A 19,882-nucleotide genomic window follows, 5' to 3' on the forward strand; every position below is an offset into this window, starting at 1 on the left:
ATTAATACTTAAGGCAGCTGCTTTATCCCACCGGAATCCAATTCCAGCAAAAAATGATCACTAGGTGCATCGCCGGAAAACTGCAGCAAAATACTTAATAACTTACCCAATTTTTCATGATAGGACCGACGTGGACCTTCAGCACCAGATTTCACAAACTGCTGCGCGAGCAATTGATAATGCACAAAACGCTGTGGGTCTATATCACGTAGTGCCAGCTGATCCGCATTCCACAGGCGATAAAAATCCAGGCTTAAATCCCGCCCATTCCATGCTGCAAAATCTTGCACATCTAAACCATGCGCTCGTGCGACCTGCTCTGCTTGCTGCGCTGCAGTACCCCACGCGAGCTGCAACTCCTTATTAACCTTATCGCCATTGAACATTTTATGAATGTCCGCAAAACCAATATCGGCATCAAGCTGCGACAACACCAACATCTGCTTGCCATTCATCGTCATTAATAATTGACGAATATCAGCAGGCCACTCTTTTGGAAAGAAGCGCAAGCGCGATAACTCACGCAAATGCCATTCGGTAAACTGGTGATAATTTTTTGCTTGCAGAATATCTTTGTTCCAAATATCCGGAGCATTAATACTTTGCAGATAATTCCACTCCTCCTGATAGTGAGGAAACAGTTCATCGAAGCGCGGCACTTGATTTAACACCACTGTTTCAACTTTAACCTGTTGATTAGCCTTGGTGGTTAGTATTTTGTACGCAGGCAAGTAGGCCGCAAGCGATGGAGCCTGAATATTGAATAATACCTTACCGTCGTCGCCGCGATACACACCGGTATCATTAATATGCATGTGCCCGGCGACGTGAATTTTTAATCCGGTATCAGCGAGCATTTTGCTGGTATTGGTTGCGGGTTTACGGCTCAGTTGAAAACCTCCTTCACCCATTAATTTTTCGATGTCTGCAGCAGCACCATCATAAAAATCCTGCATAGGAAAATGCGAGAAAGCAATGAGAGTTTTGTGTTGCGCTTTTGCGCGCTGAACAACATCAGAAATCCATTCCAACAAGTGGGTTTTGTGCGTAATAACCCTGTTGTAACCCGCATCACTGGAACCAATAAAATTTTCCGCATCCAGCGGATTACCATTACTATGTTGTTTAGGTTGGTAAACATTGGCATCAATCGCTAACAACCACAGCCCCGGCGTTGGCTCAACCAGATAACTGCTGTCCGACACCTGATAACAATCGCTGTAACTTGCCTGTTTATATTTTCCGCCCGCGCCCTGGTGGCAAATTTCATAGTGCCGTTTTTCAAACTGCGCCTGTTGCAACGCCACTGAATATTGATAATTCGAATAGGTGTAATCGCTGTAAGGAGTTTCAAAATAGCGGTAATTTTCCTTTGGATAAAAACCATGCTCACCAAGAAAATCCATGATCGGTTGGTAACCTAACTCCTGCACTTCATCAGAACAAATCACCGTAAGCTGTTGTGAAGTACCACTGCTTTGGTCGAGGCAAGCAGGATGTTGCTTACTAAAAATAGGCTGCTCTTTTCCACCTACCCCTAAAAAATCCGGTTTACCTGCAGGGTGTGAAATTGGTTTGGTTGGATCGTGATTGCCCGGCGCGGCGAAGAATTCAATTCCGTATTCGCGACGGTATTTATCCAGAATCGTTTTTAACCCGCGCATATGCAACGGCTGACCGTCATCACTAAAGTCACCGGGCAAGGCAACGTATTTTATGTTCCGTTTAACTATGTCATCGAGCGCCGCGAGCAACGCAAAATAATTTTCGTTAAATAAACGTGTCGAATGCAATTGCGCGCGCATGGAGCGAATACTTGCCTGTCGTTCACCTTGTGCGGTCTGCGTTGGCAAACCAGCAAATGCACCATCACTGAAATTGCCGTAGATATCGTGGAAGTGAATATCCGGCATAAACGCGACACTGATCACCTGCGTTTGATCAACAAAGTTAGCAGTTTGTTTATTAGCGCCAAATACAAAAACGAGGAAAGTAATTAATAGCAAGGAAAGGATGTGTTTCATAAAAAATAGAGCCAGTCGCATTACATCTATAGGGTCACAAGACTGTGATAACGCAGTTTATGACACTCTGGCTACACTTTTGTGACACCCACCATTGCACCATATTTCATCACTTTGTACATAATTTAACTGCGAAAAATATGCATAAAATTAATATTTTTTAATATAAAAAATGAACATGGAAATAAAAATGAAACACATGGCCATTAACTTGCCGTGGCGTTTCTAATTCCCTTATGGGGAAATAAAAATGGATTTTTCTCTTTTTTATGAGAGCTAGAAATGGTTGACCGTTGTTTTTCTAACTGTAATAAATTAGGGGAAGAGAAGTGAGAACGACTAAAAAAGCATCTACCGTATTGAGTAGAAATAATCTGAGCCAGGCAATTGGCAGCATTATTTTCGGTGCGACCTTGAGCACCATTTCATTACAAGGTATGGCACAAAGTGCTGACCAACTCGAAGAAATCGTAGTTACCGGCAGCTATTCAAAAAGCCTGGAAAAAGCCATCGATATCAAACGCAATAGCGTGGGCTTTTCCGATTCAATCGTAGCAACTGACATTGCTGACTTCCCTGAGCAAAACCTCGCTGAAGCTTTGCAGCGTATGCCCGGTGTGACCATCGAGCGCAACAAAGGTTTGGGTAGCAAAGTAAACGTGCGCAGTCTGCCAAGCGATTTCACTTATGTTTCTATCAACAACCTGTCAACTGCATCAGGCAGTGGCGGTCGCGATGTTGAATTCGATATTTTTGCCTCGGAAATTATCCAGAGCGTAACCGTGCAAAAATCACCGACGGCTGCTGATGAAGAAGGCGGTATCGCCGGTTCAGTGTTGATGACAACGGCTCGTCCGTTTGATTACAACGAAGCAAAATTTGTAGTGTCTGCCGAAGGCGCGCACAACTCTATCTCTGAAGAAATCGATCCCAAAGTGTCCTTGCTTGCGAGCAATACCTTTGGCGATTTTGGTGCATTGGTTTCTTTATCGGTTGCAGAACGCAGCAACAGAACCGATTCCAACTCAGGCATTAATTTCCGTCCGCTGTCACGTTGGACTGAAAAAACCGGTTCATCAAAATGGCAAGCTGATCAAACCATTTCTGTATTAGAACGCGATACCGGTGTGAAAATCACCAACCCGATGGATAAAGAACAAACCAATCGCGTTGTGTTCCATGACAAAATCGGCAACCGCTCTTATTTAAATGAGCAAGATAAATGGGGCGCAACTGCTGCATTCCAATACAAACCTAACAGCACATTTAGTTTAACCTTTGATGCAATGCTCGGCGGTTACGACAACACTGAAGACGAATACGATGCAGCGGCTTACACCGCATCCAGTATCAGTGCGCTCGAAACTGTACATGGTTACGACAACACTACTTTGGCTAAACACGGCATAGTGGTACTGACCGATGTATCTTACGCAGCGACCCAGCACGAATTTCTGAGCAAAGAAAACGTACATAAAACAGATTACACCCAATACAGTTTGAATATGGATTGGGAAATTGGCGGCTGGATTGTTGAAGGCCTTGTGGGTTATTCAGGCGCAGAAAAAACCTCTGATACCAGCAACCTCAAACACGTTGCTTACGCACCATCACGCAGCCGCTACACCAGTCACGGCGGCGAAACACTGGTAAGTGCCAATCCAAACAGCATCGACATGTACAACTCACCAGAGAAATACTTGTTCGACTCTTATGAAGTTAACCTCGAAGAAATTCAGGATGACAAATACGCAGCGCAATTGGATTTTATCAAACCAATGGATCTGGAATTTTTGCCAGCATTGGATCAAGTACAATTTGGTGCGCGCTACACCGACAAATCCAAAGAGCGCGACCGCGGCACCAACACTGTTAGAGGCCCAAGCAAAGACAGCACTGCATGGCGCAATGTACGCACTTTGCAAGACAGCGAGCTGACATTGATCTCTGATTTGGTTCCCGGTGGAAAGTATTTGTCAGAAGCATCTAACAGCCCGCAGTGGTCACAAATTTCCAACAGCTACGCGCGCGAAACTTTTCGCTACGATGGATTTAAAGTAGATTTCGCCGATAGCGAATACTATCGCGTCGATGAAGAAGTATTGAGTTTGTACGCGATGACCGATTTCAAATTCGATATCGCCAACATGCCAGTTATGGTTAACGCCGGTGTGCGTTCAGTGGATACGGATGTGCTGTCGTTTGGTTACCATCAGGTTCAAAACTCTAATGGCTCTACCGGTTACACACCTACCCCAATTTCCAAAAAGGGTAATTACAAAGATGTACTGCCAAGCTTGAACGCAAGCATGGAATTAACCGAAAACTTGTTGCTCCGTGCAGGCGCATCACAAACCCTGATGCGTCCCGCGTTAGGTGATATCGCTTACAAGCGTACAGTTAGCGTCAGCGAATTTAAATATCGCGATGGTAACCCGGACTTGAAACCAACCTATGCTGATCAATGGGAATTAGGTTTGGAGTGGTACGTAGGTGAAGGCGCACTTTTCGCCGCATCTTACTTCGAGAAAAAAATCGAAGGTGTTGTACGTGAATCGCTTACCGGTGTTGTTAAAGATGTAACCAAATACAACGCTAACGGCACTATCGATGGCGTGTACGATTTTGAAATTTACCAAAAAGTAAATGCTGATGGCGCCTACGATGTATCCGGTGTGGAATTGATTGCACAATTCCCGCTGAGCATGTTACATCCATCACTGGAAGGTTTTGGTATCAATGCCAACTTCACCATGCTGGATAACTCACTCACCGGTGAATCTGATTTGGGAATCCCAACTCCACCGGAAGGTTTGGCGGATGAAACTTACAACTTGACCGCTTACTACGAAAACGACAAATTCGATGCGCGCATTTCGTATAACTACAAAGATAAGTATGTAGAGTCAATTGCCAGCGATATGTACCCAGTGTATCGCGATGCTTACGGCCAAACTGATTTGTCTTTAGGTTATCAAGTGACCGACAATATCAAAGTTATGCTGGAAGGTATCAACATCACTGACGAAGAAACCAGCGGCTACACCATCGATCCAGCATTCCCGACTATGTACGAATTTTCTGGTCGCCGTATCAGCCTGGGTGTAAGAGCAGATTTCTAATTCATTAAAATTAACAACAAAAAACCAACAATAAAGAATTAGATTAATAGTACGTAAAAAATAAAAGGATGCACCGCGAGGTGCATCCTTTTTTAATATCAAAACTTAACTACAACTTCGCAAGCTTCAGTTAATGCAGGAATAGCATAACGCCCTTCCCACAAAATGCCATTGCAACCAGTTACCGAGCTAATTGAACGTCCCATGTTTGGCTCTATCCTCAATGCGAAGGCCCTATTTTTGGGTGCCATCATTACCTTGTCTACCATACGTTCATGGGTAACAAAATCATTTAAAGGCTCATATAAATCCAATAGTTGCTTGACCACTCCGCCACTGCCCACCGTCAGCTTTACCTCAACTCCGGCAGTATATTTTCGCTTTTTCAGCGGATTACAGCTGCCACCATAAAAGTACTCGCATAACTCAATTTCATCTTTGCTTGCTTTAGTTATTTCGATAAAACTGTTCAGCCTCGGCAAATAAAGTCTATTGCTTGATACCTTATAAAATTGATTACCAAAATAACTGCTCGAATTAGTGCTGGATTCAATTACTCGCCCAAATCCCGTCATCCAAACTGCGCCGCTAGCGTTTTCCTGAAATACAGGATTTGACCAGGAATTCCAAAAAGCAGCCGAACTAAAATCAGCTGATTTTGACTGAATTGATAGATAACAATTCTGCGGAATGAATGGAGTAAAATCCGCTCCCTGGCAGATACTTAAATAATATTTTCCATTGTGGATCGCCACTACATCGCGCTCCATTCGCCAACTGGCATTAGCAATTGCCGCTTGACGATGCTCATCAACCCGCACCCAACTACCTTGTGATTTTGCTTCAAGGCCATCGCGCCAGGTTTTATCTGCATTCACGTCATAAGGATTGTTTGATACATCAGCTGGATAAAAACTCCAACGCCCCACCCAATCTGATTCTGTCATGGAAACCGTAGCGCGCTTGAATAATGCATCGCGATATACCGAATTATTCCCGCTAAAAAATGTAGTGAATCCGCCTTCATTTCTCGCTCCAATCCAAATGTGCATGTCGCCGACTTCAAGACGATTTCCAGTCAATATCCAATCGACTGTTTGAGTGGTGTTATCAAACAAATATTTCTGCACCGCTTTACCATCAGCCGATAAGGTGAAGCTGTAATCTCTACCAATCCACTCTTCACCAACCAAATCACTAACGACCACATTCGCTGTAGCGTCCAGATTGATCAACCTAACCACCTGAGGTAAAAGTGCGCCTTGATACAGGCTGCTGCTGTCACTTTGCTTAATTGCATTGACCATAAGTTTTAGCGAGGCGATGTGGCGGATATCAGACTCGGATACCAAATCCAGCTGCATTGAATTGAACGTAACATCGCACAATTCAACTTTCGAGGTAAGACTGCTATCACAATTTTGCTTCACTCCGTTTTCATCATCAAAACCATTCGTTTGATAAATAACAGAGTCAATAAAACTGATAGTCACCTTGGCTTGATCGCGAATCCAGGTAATATTCGTATTTACTTTGGGCGTATCTCCGCCACTTAGAATATCGGTATTGATTGAATTTGTTTTTATGTTCCCGGTGCCGTCGGCATTAAGTGTTAACAAATAGTGTGAAAGACGGCCCTCAAGTGCAAAATTCCCAGCTACATTTTTGGCTGACACATTTAGGATAGAGGCTTGAAGATCATTAATATTCTTGTTTAATTCAGACTCGTTAGTAATGCGCAACGTTTCCAAATGTGCCTCAGCAAGATTTGCGTCAAGTAGATAATCCAATGTTGTCTGCTTACCACCGGGAAGGGTGCCACCTACATCAGGTAGTAGCTGCGTTAACATTGCTGCCTGCTCTACAGCACGAACAGGATGTAAATTAGCCAGCGCTTGTTTGCGCTCAGCATCAGAAGTCAACGGCCAATTATTATTTTTAATTTCCGCATATTCAGCAGTAGTAAGCGCAGTGATGCTCAAACCAGAGAATTCATTCTGATCTACAGCATTATCACTCCCGGCCAACGATGCTAAATGTTCTGCAGACGGCAGTAGACTAACAAACTCGACCCTCGGTTTAATCAAACCACCTTTGACAGTAACAACGATAGGAATACTTTTATTTTTTTGCTCTACATCAAGCTTGACCTGATAGTTTTTTCCATTCGTAAGTGCGGCATTAAAACTTTGCGTGCCCGCGTTAAGCACTAAAGTCGCATCAGCCAAACTGTCGGCTTCAACTTGACCATTGAGTGTGAGGACTGAAGTAGTAACACCTGACGATGATGATGTAATTGCCAGGGAGCTTCCTGCCGCTGAACTACCCTGAGGCTTTGGATCAGATGAGCCGCCACCGCCGCCACATCCATGTAACAAAAATAATCCACACAACAGCGGCACATGAATCTTTGCAGAAATCCGATTTGACATCATATTGAAACCCATTTAATTATTAATATTTCCCGATTGCGCCACCGAAGTCGCGAATATTACTTCCAAGGTCGACTACATATAAGCAGCCACCCAAACCAACACTATACATTTAATCACCAGTGACATGACCAAAGCTATATCCATAAAAAAATCCCTCCTCCTGCATCAGCAGGAGGAGGGATTTTTTCGCCAATAAAACTTAAGTCCAACTTAATACAACCAATGAAAACCTATTGATTGTTAGCTAATGATTTTTACAACGATGGCTTAAGTGGGATTATCCACCGATCATTTTTAGTATCGATACTGCCACCCATCAGCTGGATAACTACTTTATCCACAATAGCCACGCCGGTTTCAGCCATATTTTCAAATGTATCTATCCCATTCTTGGGAAAATTTTTGCGCGTGCGATGGATATTAAAGCGATTGGAAAACTGCTGATTAAATTCAGTTTCTATTCTTTCTTTGCCATACATAAAACCGAGTAGGCCACCCCAGGTTGCAGTAGGATTATCCGAATCCCAACCGGTAAGTGCGCCAATTTTAATAGTTTCTTTTAGATCACCTTCACCGTAAAACAAACTCACCAAACTTGCGGCAAAATTAATTCCCGCTGCAAAACAGCCGTTACAATACAAATTTCTGGACGTAATTGCGTAGCCATCAAATTGCTGCACTTGATAGCGCTGATAAATTGCATCGCGTGTTGTTTCCCACGGTGTATTTTTGAGATAAAGACCTTTAACAAAATCATACATAGCCGCCGGATATTGCCCCTCTGGCAATTGCTTGCGCGCTTGTTCTGCCATCCAGACAACTTGCTCTTTTCTCGTTAGGGATTTGTCGACTACCGAAGCAAGTGAATACATAGTGATATAAAAACGTGCTATATCAGCGGCCTCTTTGTCGGCTACGGTTCTTACCGGTAGATCACTTATTTTAAGTGCTGCATCTACACGTGCAGGCGCGAAAAACCCAAAAATTTCTGTGGTCAATTGCGCATCGATCATGTCGTAATGCTCATTGAGCATTTGGCTACCGGTAAGTGGTGGCAACACGCCTTTCTGCATTAAATCAAATGCTTTTTGATTGGATACCCATAAATAGTTTTCGTAGTTTCCTTCAGGATCACGGCCAAAAGGAGTTGGTTCAGATGCAGAATAAATATGCTTGAGCCAACCAGCGCGAATCTGCTCTGGTGTTAATACAACTGCATCGCTGTTTTTCAATAATTCCTGATAGATGTATTCAATATCAGTATCGTCATCAGATCCCCAAATACCTTCCGGGCCAACCGTTACAAAATCAATAGTGGCGGATAGATTGCTCGGAATGCCCTGCCCCCAAATACTTGGCTGATCTGCTTTCCCCCAATCATGACGGGTATAGAAATCTCCGGTTTTTAATTCGCCAATATTGCCTATTTTATCCATCTCGGTAACCAGACCGGTCCAGTTGGCAATGCATTGCCCGAGCCAAAAACCATAGAGTGAATTGCGGTATTGGCTGCGTGATATTTCAATCGTTGCTACTTTTTTTGTATTAGCCGAGAGTTCTCGATTGGAATTATTCACACAACCACAGAATGATAATAAAAACACAATGAGAACTAACTTACGCATAAATTAACCCTTTTATAGAATCGATTTAAAAAAACAGTATGCCAAATTAACCATCAGGAAAACAGAAATAAAAAAGCCGGGAATATCCCGGCTTTTTGTTCAACTACATCCCAAGTCTACTATTTTATTCAACCTCTAAACGAATATTATCAAACACTATATCCATAGCGCCTGAGGGTTCTATAACAAACATATTAGTAATTGAGTTGATATTCGCTATACCAGCCGGATCAATTGAATTGCGGCGACTTATCAGATCTGCAACGCTAATACTAAAGGATTGCCACACACCATCAGCAGGTAGTGGCACACTTACATCGCTTAAGTTAGGCCAACCGCTATCCGTCTTCACTAACAACGTAGAACCGTTCGCTTTGCTATTCACTTTGAAATCAAACTTCAATTTACCGGTGGCAACCCAGTGGTTCAAACTGATTGGGGCATCGAGCACATGGAAGGATACATTACCATCCCCACCGGTTTTAACAACTTTGAAAACACTTCCACGCCCTGCTTCTGTTACTGCAGATGTAGAAACGTTTTCAGGTTTATAGATTCCAATATCCAATCCAGAACCAATCGCATCACCAAATACCGTAAATAGTGGAAGCGGTGCAAACACATCTACACCAGTGCTCGCTTGGCCTTCAATACGAATATTGTCGAATGAAACATCAATTGCACCAGTCGAATCAACAACAAAGGTATTATTGATTGATGCAAGGTTAGCTTTACCATTGCCACCATTCATTGAATTGCCCTTATTTTTGAGAGTCGCGAGACCAATGCGGAATTCCTTCCACACACCATTCTCAGCCACAGGCACTTCTACGTCGCTAACATTTGGCCAGCCACTATCGATTTTCACTAACAGTTTCGCACCATCCGCTTTACTGTTAACTTTAACATCGAAAATTAACTCACTATCACCAGACCAATTTGTTAGGTCAGTTGGATCACCGTCAACTTGAAGGTACAAATTGCCATTCGAGCCAGCTTTAACTACATTCAAAACGTTTCCACGGCCAGCTTCTGCCACTTCTGAATAGCTAACAATCTTGTCGGGGTTATAAGAGTTTACAAACAAACCATCTGTAACTTCATCACCATACATTACCAATAACGGCGGGCCAGCAAAATCTACTTTACCGATTCCGGGACGACGGTGACCTGGAACATGCTCAGCATTTTCACTAATAGTCGCGCAACCTTTGCCAGTTTCTGGCGATCCGGTGCACTCATATACGCGCACAAAATCCACTAACATTTTCTGCGGGAATACGGACTCATCCACACCTTTGTTATTAACATTACCGGCCCAATTACCGCCCACCGCAAGGTTTAATAGCAAGTGGAATTTCGATTCACGATCAAAGGGGGCACCGACCGGCGCATCGGTTAACACTCCATCTTTCATATACTGGCCATACCAGCCAGCTTTAGTTTGAGTTGCGAAGTGCACGTCATCAACATACCAACGAATTTCACCTTCTTCCCACTCAACTGCATAAGTATGGAAATCATCCGCCGGATTAGCATTATTCGGTAATGCATAAGCAGCACCTGCATTTACATTGCCCGGCCAATTTCGGCCGTAATGCAAGGTACCATGCACATTAGCTTCTGGAGCACTGCCATTGGTAACCACTTTTAGATTAACGGCCTCCATGATGTCAATTTCACCACTGGATGCCCAAACGCCATAAGGAGAGTTCGTCGGTAACATCCAGATCGCCGGCCAAGTGCCTTGACCGAACGGTAATTTTGCGCGAATTTCAAAGCGACCAAATGTCCACTCTTTAATATTTTTCGTGCGTAAGCGAGCAGAAGTATATGGCAAGGTTTTTACACCAGTGCCCTCACCCTCTGCATTATCAGAACCCGTAAAATCTTCACGTTGCGCAACAATGGTAAGCACACCGTCACCCACATAAGAGTTAACGGGACGGTCGGTGTAACACTGCTGTTCCTCATTACCACCACCCCAGCAATTTCGTTCAAATCCCCATTTACCTGTATCAATTGTTGTACCGTCAAACTCATCACTCCACACCAACTTCCACTCAGGTGCAGCGGGTGCTGAACTGCTCGCAGCAGTAGAAGAAGGTGCAACTGACGAAGGTGCAGCTGAAGCTGACGAATCGGAAGCACGTTTGCCGCCACCGCCAGAGCCGCCACAACCGACCAGTCCCACTATGGCAAGACCGACACATAACTTGGTTAAAACAGGAGTAAAGCTTCGCTCGTGATTTTTCATAAATACCTCTATTGTTATTGTTGAAATACCCTGGATTGTAGTAACGCGTTTAACACCTAACTATTTTTATCTTTGGAAAAGAGCTGTAGTAATTATTAAAAAAATAACTGGCGCCGCAAAAAGCGACGCCAGTCCAAATCACACATTATTCAGCGCAGGCAGGAGCCGTTGCATTTTTCTCGATACGCACGTTGTAAATAGACACGTCCAAACTGCCCGCAGTGCTCAACATAAATGGTGCGAGAACCATATCCATTTTGACGCGTTTTTTCGCCAAGCATTCCAGCGCAACACTCACACTGGTCCACTCGCCTACTGTTGCGGCATTCAATTCTTTAGTGACAGGAATTTCACCGACACAGTCGCTACCGCAATACATTCCCAAGTTAACTTCGCCACTTGGTTTTGCATTCACTTTCACATCAAATACCAACGCGCCTTTACTCTCAGCGTATGCGCTGAAATCGGTACGAGTAGTTGAGCCTAAGGTAACGGTTGCTTTAGCTGAACCATCAAATTGCAAACGACGGGTATCTTCCTGCACTTGTTTATCTTCTGATGAAACAATTACTGCACCTAACTCACCACGACTGGTAGTGACTGGCAACATATTGTTGACGTGATCCAACAACACCAGTGTCCATGGATTCACAACGCGTTGATTAAAGATTGGCGCGCTATCCGGAGTATTCGCAGCGGCGATTGTTGCTGCAGTTTCATCAAGTTCAGCAGTTTCAACTTTATCTGCGTAAGTAAGGCCAAAGTCGTAAGCAAATTGCGGTTTATATTCTGCATCGCCCACATTCAATGGTGATTGTGCTGGCGATGACGGCCAGGAGAACGGCAGCTTGCCTTTCACATCAAAGTTCACTGAACCATCAGCTTTGCTCAACACAACATCAGCAACACCTACACCTTCTGAACCTGGCAACCAGATAACAGCAAATGCGTCGGATGCATTGATAAAGTTGTTGGCCCACAGCGGACGACCGGTAATAAATAATGAAACCACTTTAATGCCGTCAGCTTTTAATTTTTTCAGCAGCGCGAGATTTGCTTCATTTTTGTAAATCAAGCTACCAACATCACCTTGCATTTCGGCGTAAGGATCTTCACCAAATACGACGAAAGCAACATCAGGTTTGGTTTTGTAGCTGCCACTTTCGCTCAACTCAACTGAACCGCCTGCGGCTTTTGCTGCATCAGCGATACCTTGATAAATAGAAGTGCCACCGGGGAAATCCGCATTGGTATTGCCGGTGCCCTGCCAGGTGATACTCCAACCACCGGATTGTTTGCCGATATTGTCGGCACCATCGCCAGCAACCAAAATTTTGCTCTTGGCATTTACCGGCAATGTTTGTTGGTTATTTTTTAATAACACTACAGATTCGCGTACAGCTTGACGTGCGATTGCGCGATGCTCAGCGGAACCAATCACTTCGCGCTTGCCTGCCAGCTCACGTGTTGATGGTGCACCTTTCTCAAACAAACCTGCACGCAACTTCACACGCAGGATACGGGATACCGCATCATCCAAACGCGCTTGCGAAATTTCACCGCTTTTAACTTGCGCCACAGTGTTGTGATACAGCTCTTTCCAATTTGGGTCCGGCGCCATAAAAATGTCCAAACCGGCATTGATTGATTGTGGACAGCTCACAGGTGTACAACCGGACACAAAAGCGTGGCCATTCCAATCGCCCACCACCAAACCATCAAAGCCCATCTGGTTTTTCAATTGATCGGTCAACAAGTATTTGTTGCCGTGCATTTTTACGTCCTGCCAGCTACTGAATGACGCCATGACAGTTTGTGCACCAGCGGCCAACGCAGTTTCATAACCGGCATTGTGGATTTTTACCAATTCTTCTTCACTGATCGCTGCATCACCGCGATCTTGTCCACCCAAGGTACCACCATCAGCCAAGAAGTGTTTTGCAGTGGCGATAACGTGTTTCTCGCTCAGCAGATCTTTACCTGCTACACCTTGCAAGCCTTCTACCATTTTTCCGCCATAGGCTTTCACGACTGCCGGATCTTCTGAGTAAGATTCATAAGTGCGCCCCCAGCGATCATCGCGCACTACTGCCAGCGTCGGGGCAAAACTCCAATCGATACCGGTGACTGCAATTTCAGCTGCAGTGGCAGCGCCGATCTCACGAATTAATTCAGGGTTGCGCGTTGCACCCAATGCGATGTTGTGCGGGAACAAGGTCGCGCCAATAATATTGTTATGGCCGTGTACCGCATCGGTTCCCCACATAACGGGAACTGGAATACGGCCACCTTCAGTACTCATGGATGCGTTGTAAAAAGCATCAGCCAGGGCAATCCACTCTTCCACTTTGGCGTGTTTGTTTTCACCTGGGAAAGATCCACCACCATTAAGAATCGATCCGAGTGAATATTCAGTGACATCAGCAGGTGTCACTTGACGCAATTCAGGCTGAATCAACTGTCCCACTTTTTGCTCAAGGGTCAACTTACCCAATAGCTCGGTAATTTTTGCTTCAATAGCCGGATCTTTTTTAACCGCGCTCTCTACTTTCGGCCAGAGGGAGTTAGCAGCCGGTGCAGCATTGCTATCAGCAGTAGTTGCCTCGTTAGATTTTTTATCACAACCGCTGAGCGCGGCTAAAACTACTAAACTGCAGGCCGCTAATGCGCCCGGCTTATAAAGATTAGGCATAAATTACCTCGCCAAAAAAGAATGTTGTTGTAAGCGTTTGTTGTTTTCTCAGTCAGGATGCGGGTTGATTTAAACCAAAAATAAAAAAGACCCCCTTATGCAAAAAAGCCCCCGCTTTCTACTTGAGGAAGAACGCGGGGGCCAAGCAAGGAGAGCTAACAAGAATAGATAGGATTGGCATATGTGTACCTAGCCAAACTTGCTAACACCCATGGGGACCTGACATCACCCAAGGGTTCATTTGTTAGTGAGAAGTTAATCGCACCAACAATAACTCGCATGCGGCTCAACCACGGGCACAGCACTTGAGTTGCGAATTGATGATGGCACCTGATTAATCAGGGTGTCGTCCCACTTTTGCCACCAGCAGAACGTGGTGCACGAATTGACAATAGTGGGCAGGCTAAATAACGCGCGTAGGAAATAATTGTGTTTTTCCGTACATGATTACTGAAGAGTCCCGTCGCGCTTCGGGTTCGGCTAATTAACAGAACAAAACATCGAACCACCAATCAGACCAGTTTTTAATCTAATCAAAAGTGGGACAGCTTTTTCCAAACGAGTTGTTATAGTCTTTTCGCGTGATGATTTTTCATCAGTCACGTTTTATCGACTAGCGAAGGATAATAAGGATAATGACGCAACTCATAAAAATCAGTTTAATCGCTATTGCATCCGCCATTGCAGGCGCTTATGCAATGCATCATTTATATCCAATCGATAATGCTGACACCCAAAACCACGAACAGCATAAAGCGCTACAACAATTGCAGTCGGAAAATGATCAGCTACGCGCGCTAATTTCCCAACAACAATACACTGCTGAACACACACCATCTGTAGCCAAAAAAATAAACCTGCCCCAGAACGATGCTGCGCCAATTGATGCTCATCAACTCGATAATAGTGACGCCGAAAGTCACCCTTCCGAGCAACCCATGGCTGAAAACGAATTCAGCCGCTGGATGACTCAGGCCAACAAGGCATCAACAAACTTTGATTTGGGCGCTGAGATGCAGCGTCGTTTTGAGGCCGAGCCAATCGATCAGCAATGGGCCGAGAAACAAGAGCAGGAATACCTTTCACTTTTCACCGAAAACAAAGAACTTGCAGGCGTTGCGTTTCGCGATTCCCAATGCCGCAGCAAGCAATGTGCAATCAGCATTGGCATCACTGATATTGAACAAGCCAACCAACTTGTGGAAAAAGTATCGAGCGCTTTGCAAGCACAGAAAAAATACTCACTTATTGTCGCAGCGCCCGATCCCCAGCAGGGTGTAACCAAGCTGTATATCGGAAAAGATGCGCAGAGTTTTGGGTTCAATGAATGATTGAACTTGAAGGTTGGACCGGATGCCAATTCGCTGCTTGCAGCACAGGTGATGCTAACAGCCATCATGGTTAATTCAGTGTATGGATGCTGATGTAATTAACATCAACAATAACTCGACATAACAGGAATTTTTATGAAGCTTAATAAAATTGTATTAGCGACAGGTCTCTCTCTACTCAGCTGCATTGCGGTAAATACCAGCGCACAAACTACAGTTCCTTCCGGTTGTACCTGGACTTATGTCAGCAATCAATCCGGACCAACCGGCACCATCCTGAATACCGCGTGTAAAGTAGGCAGCACTACACTTGCTACGCGCGAACAAAAATATAACCAACATTCACCAGCCAGTTGCAGCATTACATGGGTAGCTCCTGGCTATACCGTGTCAGGCAGTTGCGATAGCGCGCAAATCTTACAATATGTAACGACCCAGACAGCAGCACAACAATGTTACACAGGATCAACCACTGTTTATCAACCCGGGCCATTTACACCACCTTTTAATGTAGCGCAGTTCTGCGGTCAAAATTGTCCGTACTCAGTACAGCCGTTGGCAAACTATTCTTATCCGCCATTGCGCTACACCTGCCTGTAACCCAAAAAAAAGGAGCGGGCCCGCTCGCTCTTTTTGTCATTACACATGAATCGTATATTCAAGGAAAACGAATAACATGGTGCAATTATATAAATTTGTTTTAGTGGCGTTAACTGCGGGAGCCAGCGGTGTTTGGATTGGCCACACACTTGATAATAACGATAGTAAAATCAATACCAGCCAAAAAATTATTGACTCGTCGGCAACTGTTACTACCAGACCCGACGCGCTTAGCCAATTGCAGCAGCAGATTCAGCAATTACAAGCTGAAAATAATCAGCTCAAAAAACAATTGCAGATCAATATTGCTAAAGCATCCACATCAACTAACACAGAACAAAAAGAAATAGATAATGCCTCACAGTCTTTAACGACGCATCTGCAAGCACTGGAAATGGAAAAACAACAGCGCAAAGCGGCAGATGTTGTTAACTGGATAAAACAATCTCAAAACAATAATCGCAACTTCGATTTAAATAACGAATTGTCAACGCGTTTTGAACAAGAAAACCGTGATCCTGCGTGGGCAGAACAACAAGAAAACCACTACCGTCAATTATTCACCAATAATGACACCTTAAGTGGTATCGCACTGCGTAACACCCAATGCCGCAGCAGCCAATGCGAAATCACTGTTGGCATTACCAACACTGAACAATCCAATCAACTTCTTCAGACCATAACCAAAGCCTTAGCCAGTGATGAGCAGCCCGTTTCCATTATGGTCGCGACTGATGAGCGCGGCGGCACCAGCAAACTCTACATTAGCAACAACGAAGACGCCTTCGCGTTCAACTAATTATCTTTATTCCAACATTATTTGAGATTGCTCACACCTTTCATTTACTCAATGAAAGTGTGGCGATCTCAATAATTGATAGAGCAGGATGCTTTATTTGCTGCAACTAGCAGTGGTGATATGACAGCTATCACCGTGAACGCACGCAGGAGCGAGCGAATTCACTTGGACAATAACGTTAAATCAACTGGAGTTTTTATGAAATTTTCAAAATTATTAGCGGGTTTCGGTCTTATGTTTTTAGGCAGTTTATCTGTTGGCGCAAGCGCCCAGACAACTGTGTGTACATGGGGCTCAGTGTATGGATATAGCAGTGGCGGCACATCTTACACAACCTATATCTGTCGCGTCGGCGGCGGCAATGTTGTCGCAGCTTCCCGCACAGATACCTGGACTTATGGCCCAGGATACACTTGCGGAGCAGTGACTGTTGCAACCGGATATCAAAACACTTATGCAACGCAAGGCAGTAGCTATCCGTTAAACTGTAATACCAACGTTATAGCGACTGGCACACCACCAGCAAGTTCTGCTGCGGCATCTTCAGCGGCGAATCCTTGTTACACTGGCTATTCTCAAATTATTCAAACCAGCCCAGGATCTTACCCTTCATTTAATCCAGCAAATTGTGGCCCGCAACCGCAATGTAAGCACAGTGTCGTTGCCTTGGATCAGCACTCTTATCCACGCTTGAAATACACCTGTTTATAAAATAAAAAAAGCGGTGCAAATGCACCGCTTTTTTTTGATCTCGCAGTATGTAAAAACTTATTCGCCAGATTTTCTTAGCTAGCTACTTTTTGCTTCGATACTTTTTTAAATTCCATTTTTGGAGCCGGACAAAACTCTTGCAAGAACTCATCGTGAGTTGGCAGTTTCTGCACCAACTCATCAAGTAACACTATTGCCCGATCCAGCATAGGTGTAATTTCCGCTATATTCATATTATCGATACGCGGATGGTATTTGCGCGGTCTAATTTGCATGCCTTCCAATACGGCCTGCCAACTTTCAAAACGGAACAGTTCATCTGTACCATCCCGCAAGATCCCGTGGGATTTAAATAACTCCAAGCGCTCTTTAAGAGACTGCGGCAATTCCATATTCTTGCAGAACTTCCAAAATGGAGTGTCATCGCGTTCGGTAGTGCAATAGTGCATAACAATAAAATCACGAATTTCTTCGTAATCATAAATCATGCGACGATTAAACTCATTGATTAATGCAGGTTCACACTCCTGATCAGGGAAGAAAGTCAGTAAAAAATTTACCGCACGAACTGCAAGGTGAATTGCGGTTGATTCCAGCGGCTCGATAAAACCTGAAGACAAGCCAACTGACACACAGTTATATTTCCATGGTTCCTTGCGCACACCTGTGATGAAAGGAATCACCACCGGTTCCATAATCATTTCGCCCTGCAGATTCTTCAACAAGGTCGCACGCGCTTCGTCATCACTGATATATTGATTTGCATAAACGTAGCCATTACCACTGCGATGCTGCAGCGGAATTTTCCAGATCCAACCAGCATCCTGCGCTGTGGCTTTGGTGAAAGGTGGAGTCGCATCTACGTTTTCTGTTTGTACAGCAATTGCCCGGTTACAGGGCAAATAATCTGACCAATCGTGATAGCCAACACCCAATGTTTTTTCAATCATTAATGCACGAAAGCCAGAGCAATCCACAAATAACTGCCCTTCAACCTCACGACCATCTTTCAACACAATACTTTTGATAAAACCATTATCTTTTTGTTTGACTTCGGTCACCATACCTTCAGTGCGTACCACTCCATGCGCTTCTGCATATTTACGCAGATACGCAGCCACTAATTTCGCGTCCATATGCAATGCATAACTCGCACTGGCAATCGGAGTTTTGGGTGCTTTCTGTGGCAAGAAGAAGCGCCCATGCTTTGCCATGATATTACATGGAGAAAAATCCATTAGTTCATATGATCCACCTTGCAGTTTTGTTTTCAACCATAACTGAAAGAAATCATAATGACCAATATTTGCACCGGCCCTACCAAATGGATGGAAATAAACATCATCCTTTGTTCTCCAATTGGCAAATCGAATACCCAACTTAAAACTGCCTTGAGTCTTACTAATAAAATCCTGCTCGTCTATTCCAAGCGTGCGTAACATTTCAACGAAGGGAGGGATCGTAGATTCCCCTACACCAATCGTTCCGATCTCTTCAGACTCAACAAGCTCTATCGAGCAAACTTCGCGACTCAATTTGTTCGCCAGAGCCGCCGCTGTAATCCAACCTGCAGTACCGCCACCAACAATAACAATTTTATTAATAGGATTCATAAATACAACTCACCGGTTATTTTTCCACCGCACAAAATTGCGCAATAAATTCTTCATGTGTTAGAGAATCATCTACCAATGCCTGAATAGATTGACGCATTTGCAAGAAACTCTCTTTTAAATAATCTTCATTAAAAGTATCGACTGCAATATCGTAGTCATCGGGCAGATAATTAAACCCGGTGTAGACTGCCAACCAGCTAGGCGTTTGGAACATCTCCCAGCGATAACGGATAAAGTGTCCACGCGCTTTGAATATTTCCATTTTTTTGCGCAAACTATCAGGCACTTCCATCGCATTGCATTCGCGCCAGAAGTTGCTATCAGTACGCTCGGACAACTTGTAATGAAGGATGATAAAATCACGCACCCGCTCATATTCTTCAAGCGTAATCTCATTGAATTCTTCTATCAACGCTGGATTAAAGCTTTTATCCGGAAATAGCATTTTAATTTTTTCAATTGCAGTTTCAACCAGCGCAATACTGGTGCTTTCTAACGGCTCCAGAAAACCGGAGGACAAGCCAATCGCAATACAGTTTTTATTCCAGGCTTTGCGCCGACGCCCGGGAGTGAACGATATTTTTCTCGGTTCACTGAGCAAATCACCTTTTACGTTATCGAGCAATATTTTTTTCGCCGCATCATCATCCATATGACGACTGGAAAATAC

General features: G+C 44.2%; 12 protein-coding genes. 5 read left to right on the top strand and 7 right to left on the bottom strand.

Going from position 1 to position 19,882, the window contains the following annotated elements; translation table 11 throughout:
- Positions 1-8: 8 nt before the first annotated feature.
- Positions 9-2,024 carry a metallophosphoesterase gene (locus AAGC78_RS18605; RefSeq protein WP_435785607.1) on the bottom strand — a complete coding sequence of 672 codons (2,016 nt, stop codon included), beginning with the start codon at positions 2,022-2,024 and terminating at the stop codon, positions 9-11.
- Between the two features lie 329 nt (positions 2,025-2,353).
- On the opposite strand from AAGC78_RS18605, the gene AAGC78_RS18610 reads away from it, so the two are divergent.
- Positions 2,354-5,146 carry a TonB-dependent receptor gene (locus AAGC78_RS18610; RefSeq protein WP_435785608.1) on the top strand — a complete coding sequence of 931 codons (2,793 nt, stop codon included), beginning with the start codon at positions 2,354-2,356 and terminating at the stop codon, positions 5,144-5,146.
- Positions 5,147-5,244: 98 nt separating this feature from the next.
- Here AAGC78_RS18610 and AAGC78_RS18615 read toward each other — a convergent pair whose 3' ends face one another.
- From AAGC78_RS18615 to AAGC78_RS18630, 4 genes are all read right to left on the bottom strand, one after another.
- Positions 5,245-7,581 carry a hypothetical protein gene (locus tag AAGC78_RS18615; RefSeq protein ID WP_435785609.1) on the bottom strand — a complete coding sequence of 779 codons (2,337 nt, stop codon included), beginning with the start codon at positions 7,579-7,581 and terminating at the stop codon, positions 5,245-5,247.
- Positions 7,582-7,835: 254 nt separating this feature from the next.
- Positions 7,836-9,206: an ADP-ribosylglycohydrolase family protein gene (locus tag AAGC78_RS18620; protein WP_435785610.1), complete on the bottom strand. Its 1,371-nt coding sequence runs from the start codon at positions 9,204-9,206 to the stop codon at positions 7,836-7,838.
- Positions 9,207-9,330: 124 nt separating this feature from the next.
- Positions 9,331-11,463, bottom strand: coding sequence for a family 16 glycosylhydrolase (locus AAGC78_RS18625; protein ID WP_435785611.1), 2,133 nt, complete (start codon positions 11,461-11,463; stop codon positions 9,331-9,333).
- Between the two features lie 145 nt (positions 11,464-11,608).
- Positions 11,609-14,155 (bottom strand): glycoside hydrolase family 3 protein, encoded by a 2,547-nt coding sequence (locus AAGC78_RS18630; RefSeq protein ID WP_435785612.1) that lies wholly within the window; start codon positions 14,153-14,155, stop codon positions 11,609-11,611.
- A 635-nt stretch (positions 14,156-14,790) separates the two neighbouring features.
- Here AAGC78_RS18630 and AAGC78_RS18635 point away from each other — a divergent pair.
- The 4 genes from AAGC78_RS18635 (at position 14,791) to AAGC78_RS18650 (ending at position 17,596) form a co-directional block, all read left to right on the top strand.
- The gene (locus AAGC78_RS18635) at positions 14,791-15,486 is read left to right on the top strand and encodes a hypothetical protein (RefSeq protein ID WP_435785613.1); all 696 of its coding nucleotides are present in this window, start codon (positions 14,791-14,793) and stop codon (positions 15,484-15,486) included.
- A 135-nt stretch (positions 15,487-15,621) separates the two neighbouring features.
- Complete coding sequence (locus AAGC78_RS18640; RefSeq protein ID WP_435785614.1) at positions 15,622-16,086, top strand: hypothetical protein; 465 nt, start codon at positions 15,622-15,624, stop codon at positions 16,084-16,086.
- A gap of 76 nt (positions 16,087-16,162) precedes the next feature.
- Complete coding sequence (locus AAGC78_RS18645; RefSeq protein WP_435785615.1) at positions 16,163-16,885, top strand: hypothetical protein; 723 nt, start codon at positions 16,163-16,165, stop codon at positions 16,883-16,885.
- A 198-nt stretch (positions 16,886-17,083) separates the two neighbouring features.
- Entirely contained in the window at positions 17,084-17,596 is a 513-nt protein-coding gene (locus AAGC78_RS18650) for a hypothetical protein (protein WP_435785616.1), read from the top strand.
- 74 nt (positions 17,597-17,670) lie between these two features.
- On the opposite strand, the gene AAGC78_RS18655 is transcribed toward AAGC78_RS18650, so the two are convergent.
- Together AAGC78_RS18655 and AAGC78_RS18660 are read right to left on the bottom strand one after the other, a co-directional pair.
- The gene (locus AAGC78_RS18655; protein ID WP_435785617.1) at positions 17,671-19,209 is read right to left on the bottom strand and encodes a tryptophan halogenase family protein; all 1,539 of its coding nucleotides are present in this window, start codon (positions 19,207-19,209) and stop codon (positions 17,671-17,673) included.
- A gap of 16 nt (positions 19,210-19,225) precedes the next feature.
- The coding region (locus AAGC78_RS18660) for a tryptophan 7-halogenase (protein WP_435785618.1) at positions 19,226-19,882 on the bottom strand (657 nt) is incomplete at its 5' end.

The organism is Cellvibrio sp. (assembly GCF_039207905.1).
In the GTDB taxonomy this organism is placed as follows: Bacteria; Pseudomonadota; Gammaproteobacteria; order Pseudomonadales; family Cellvibrionaceae; genus Cellvibrio.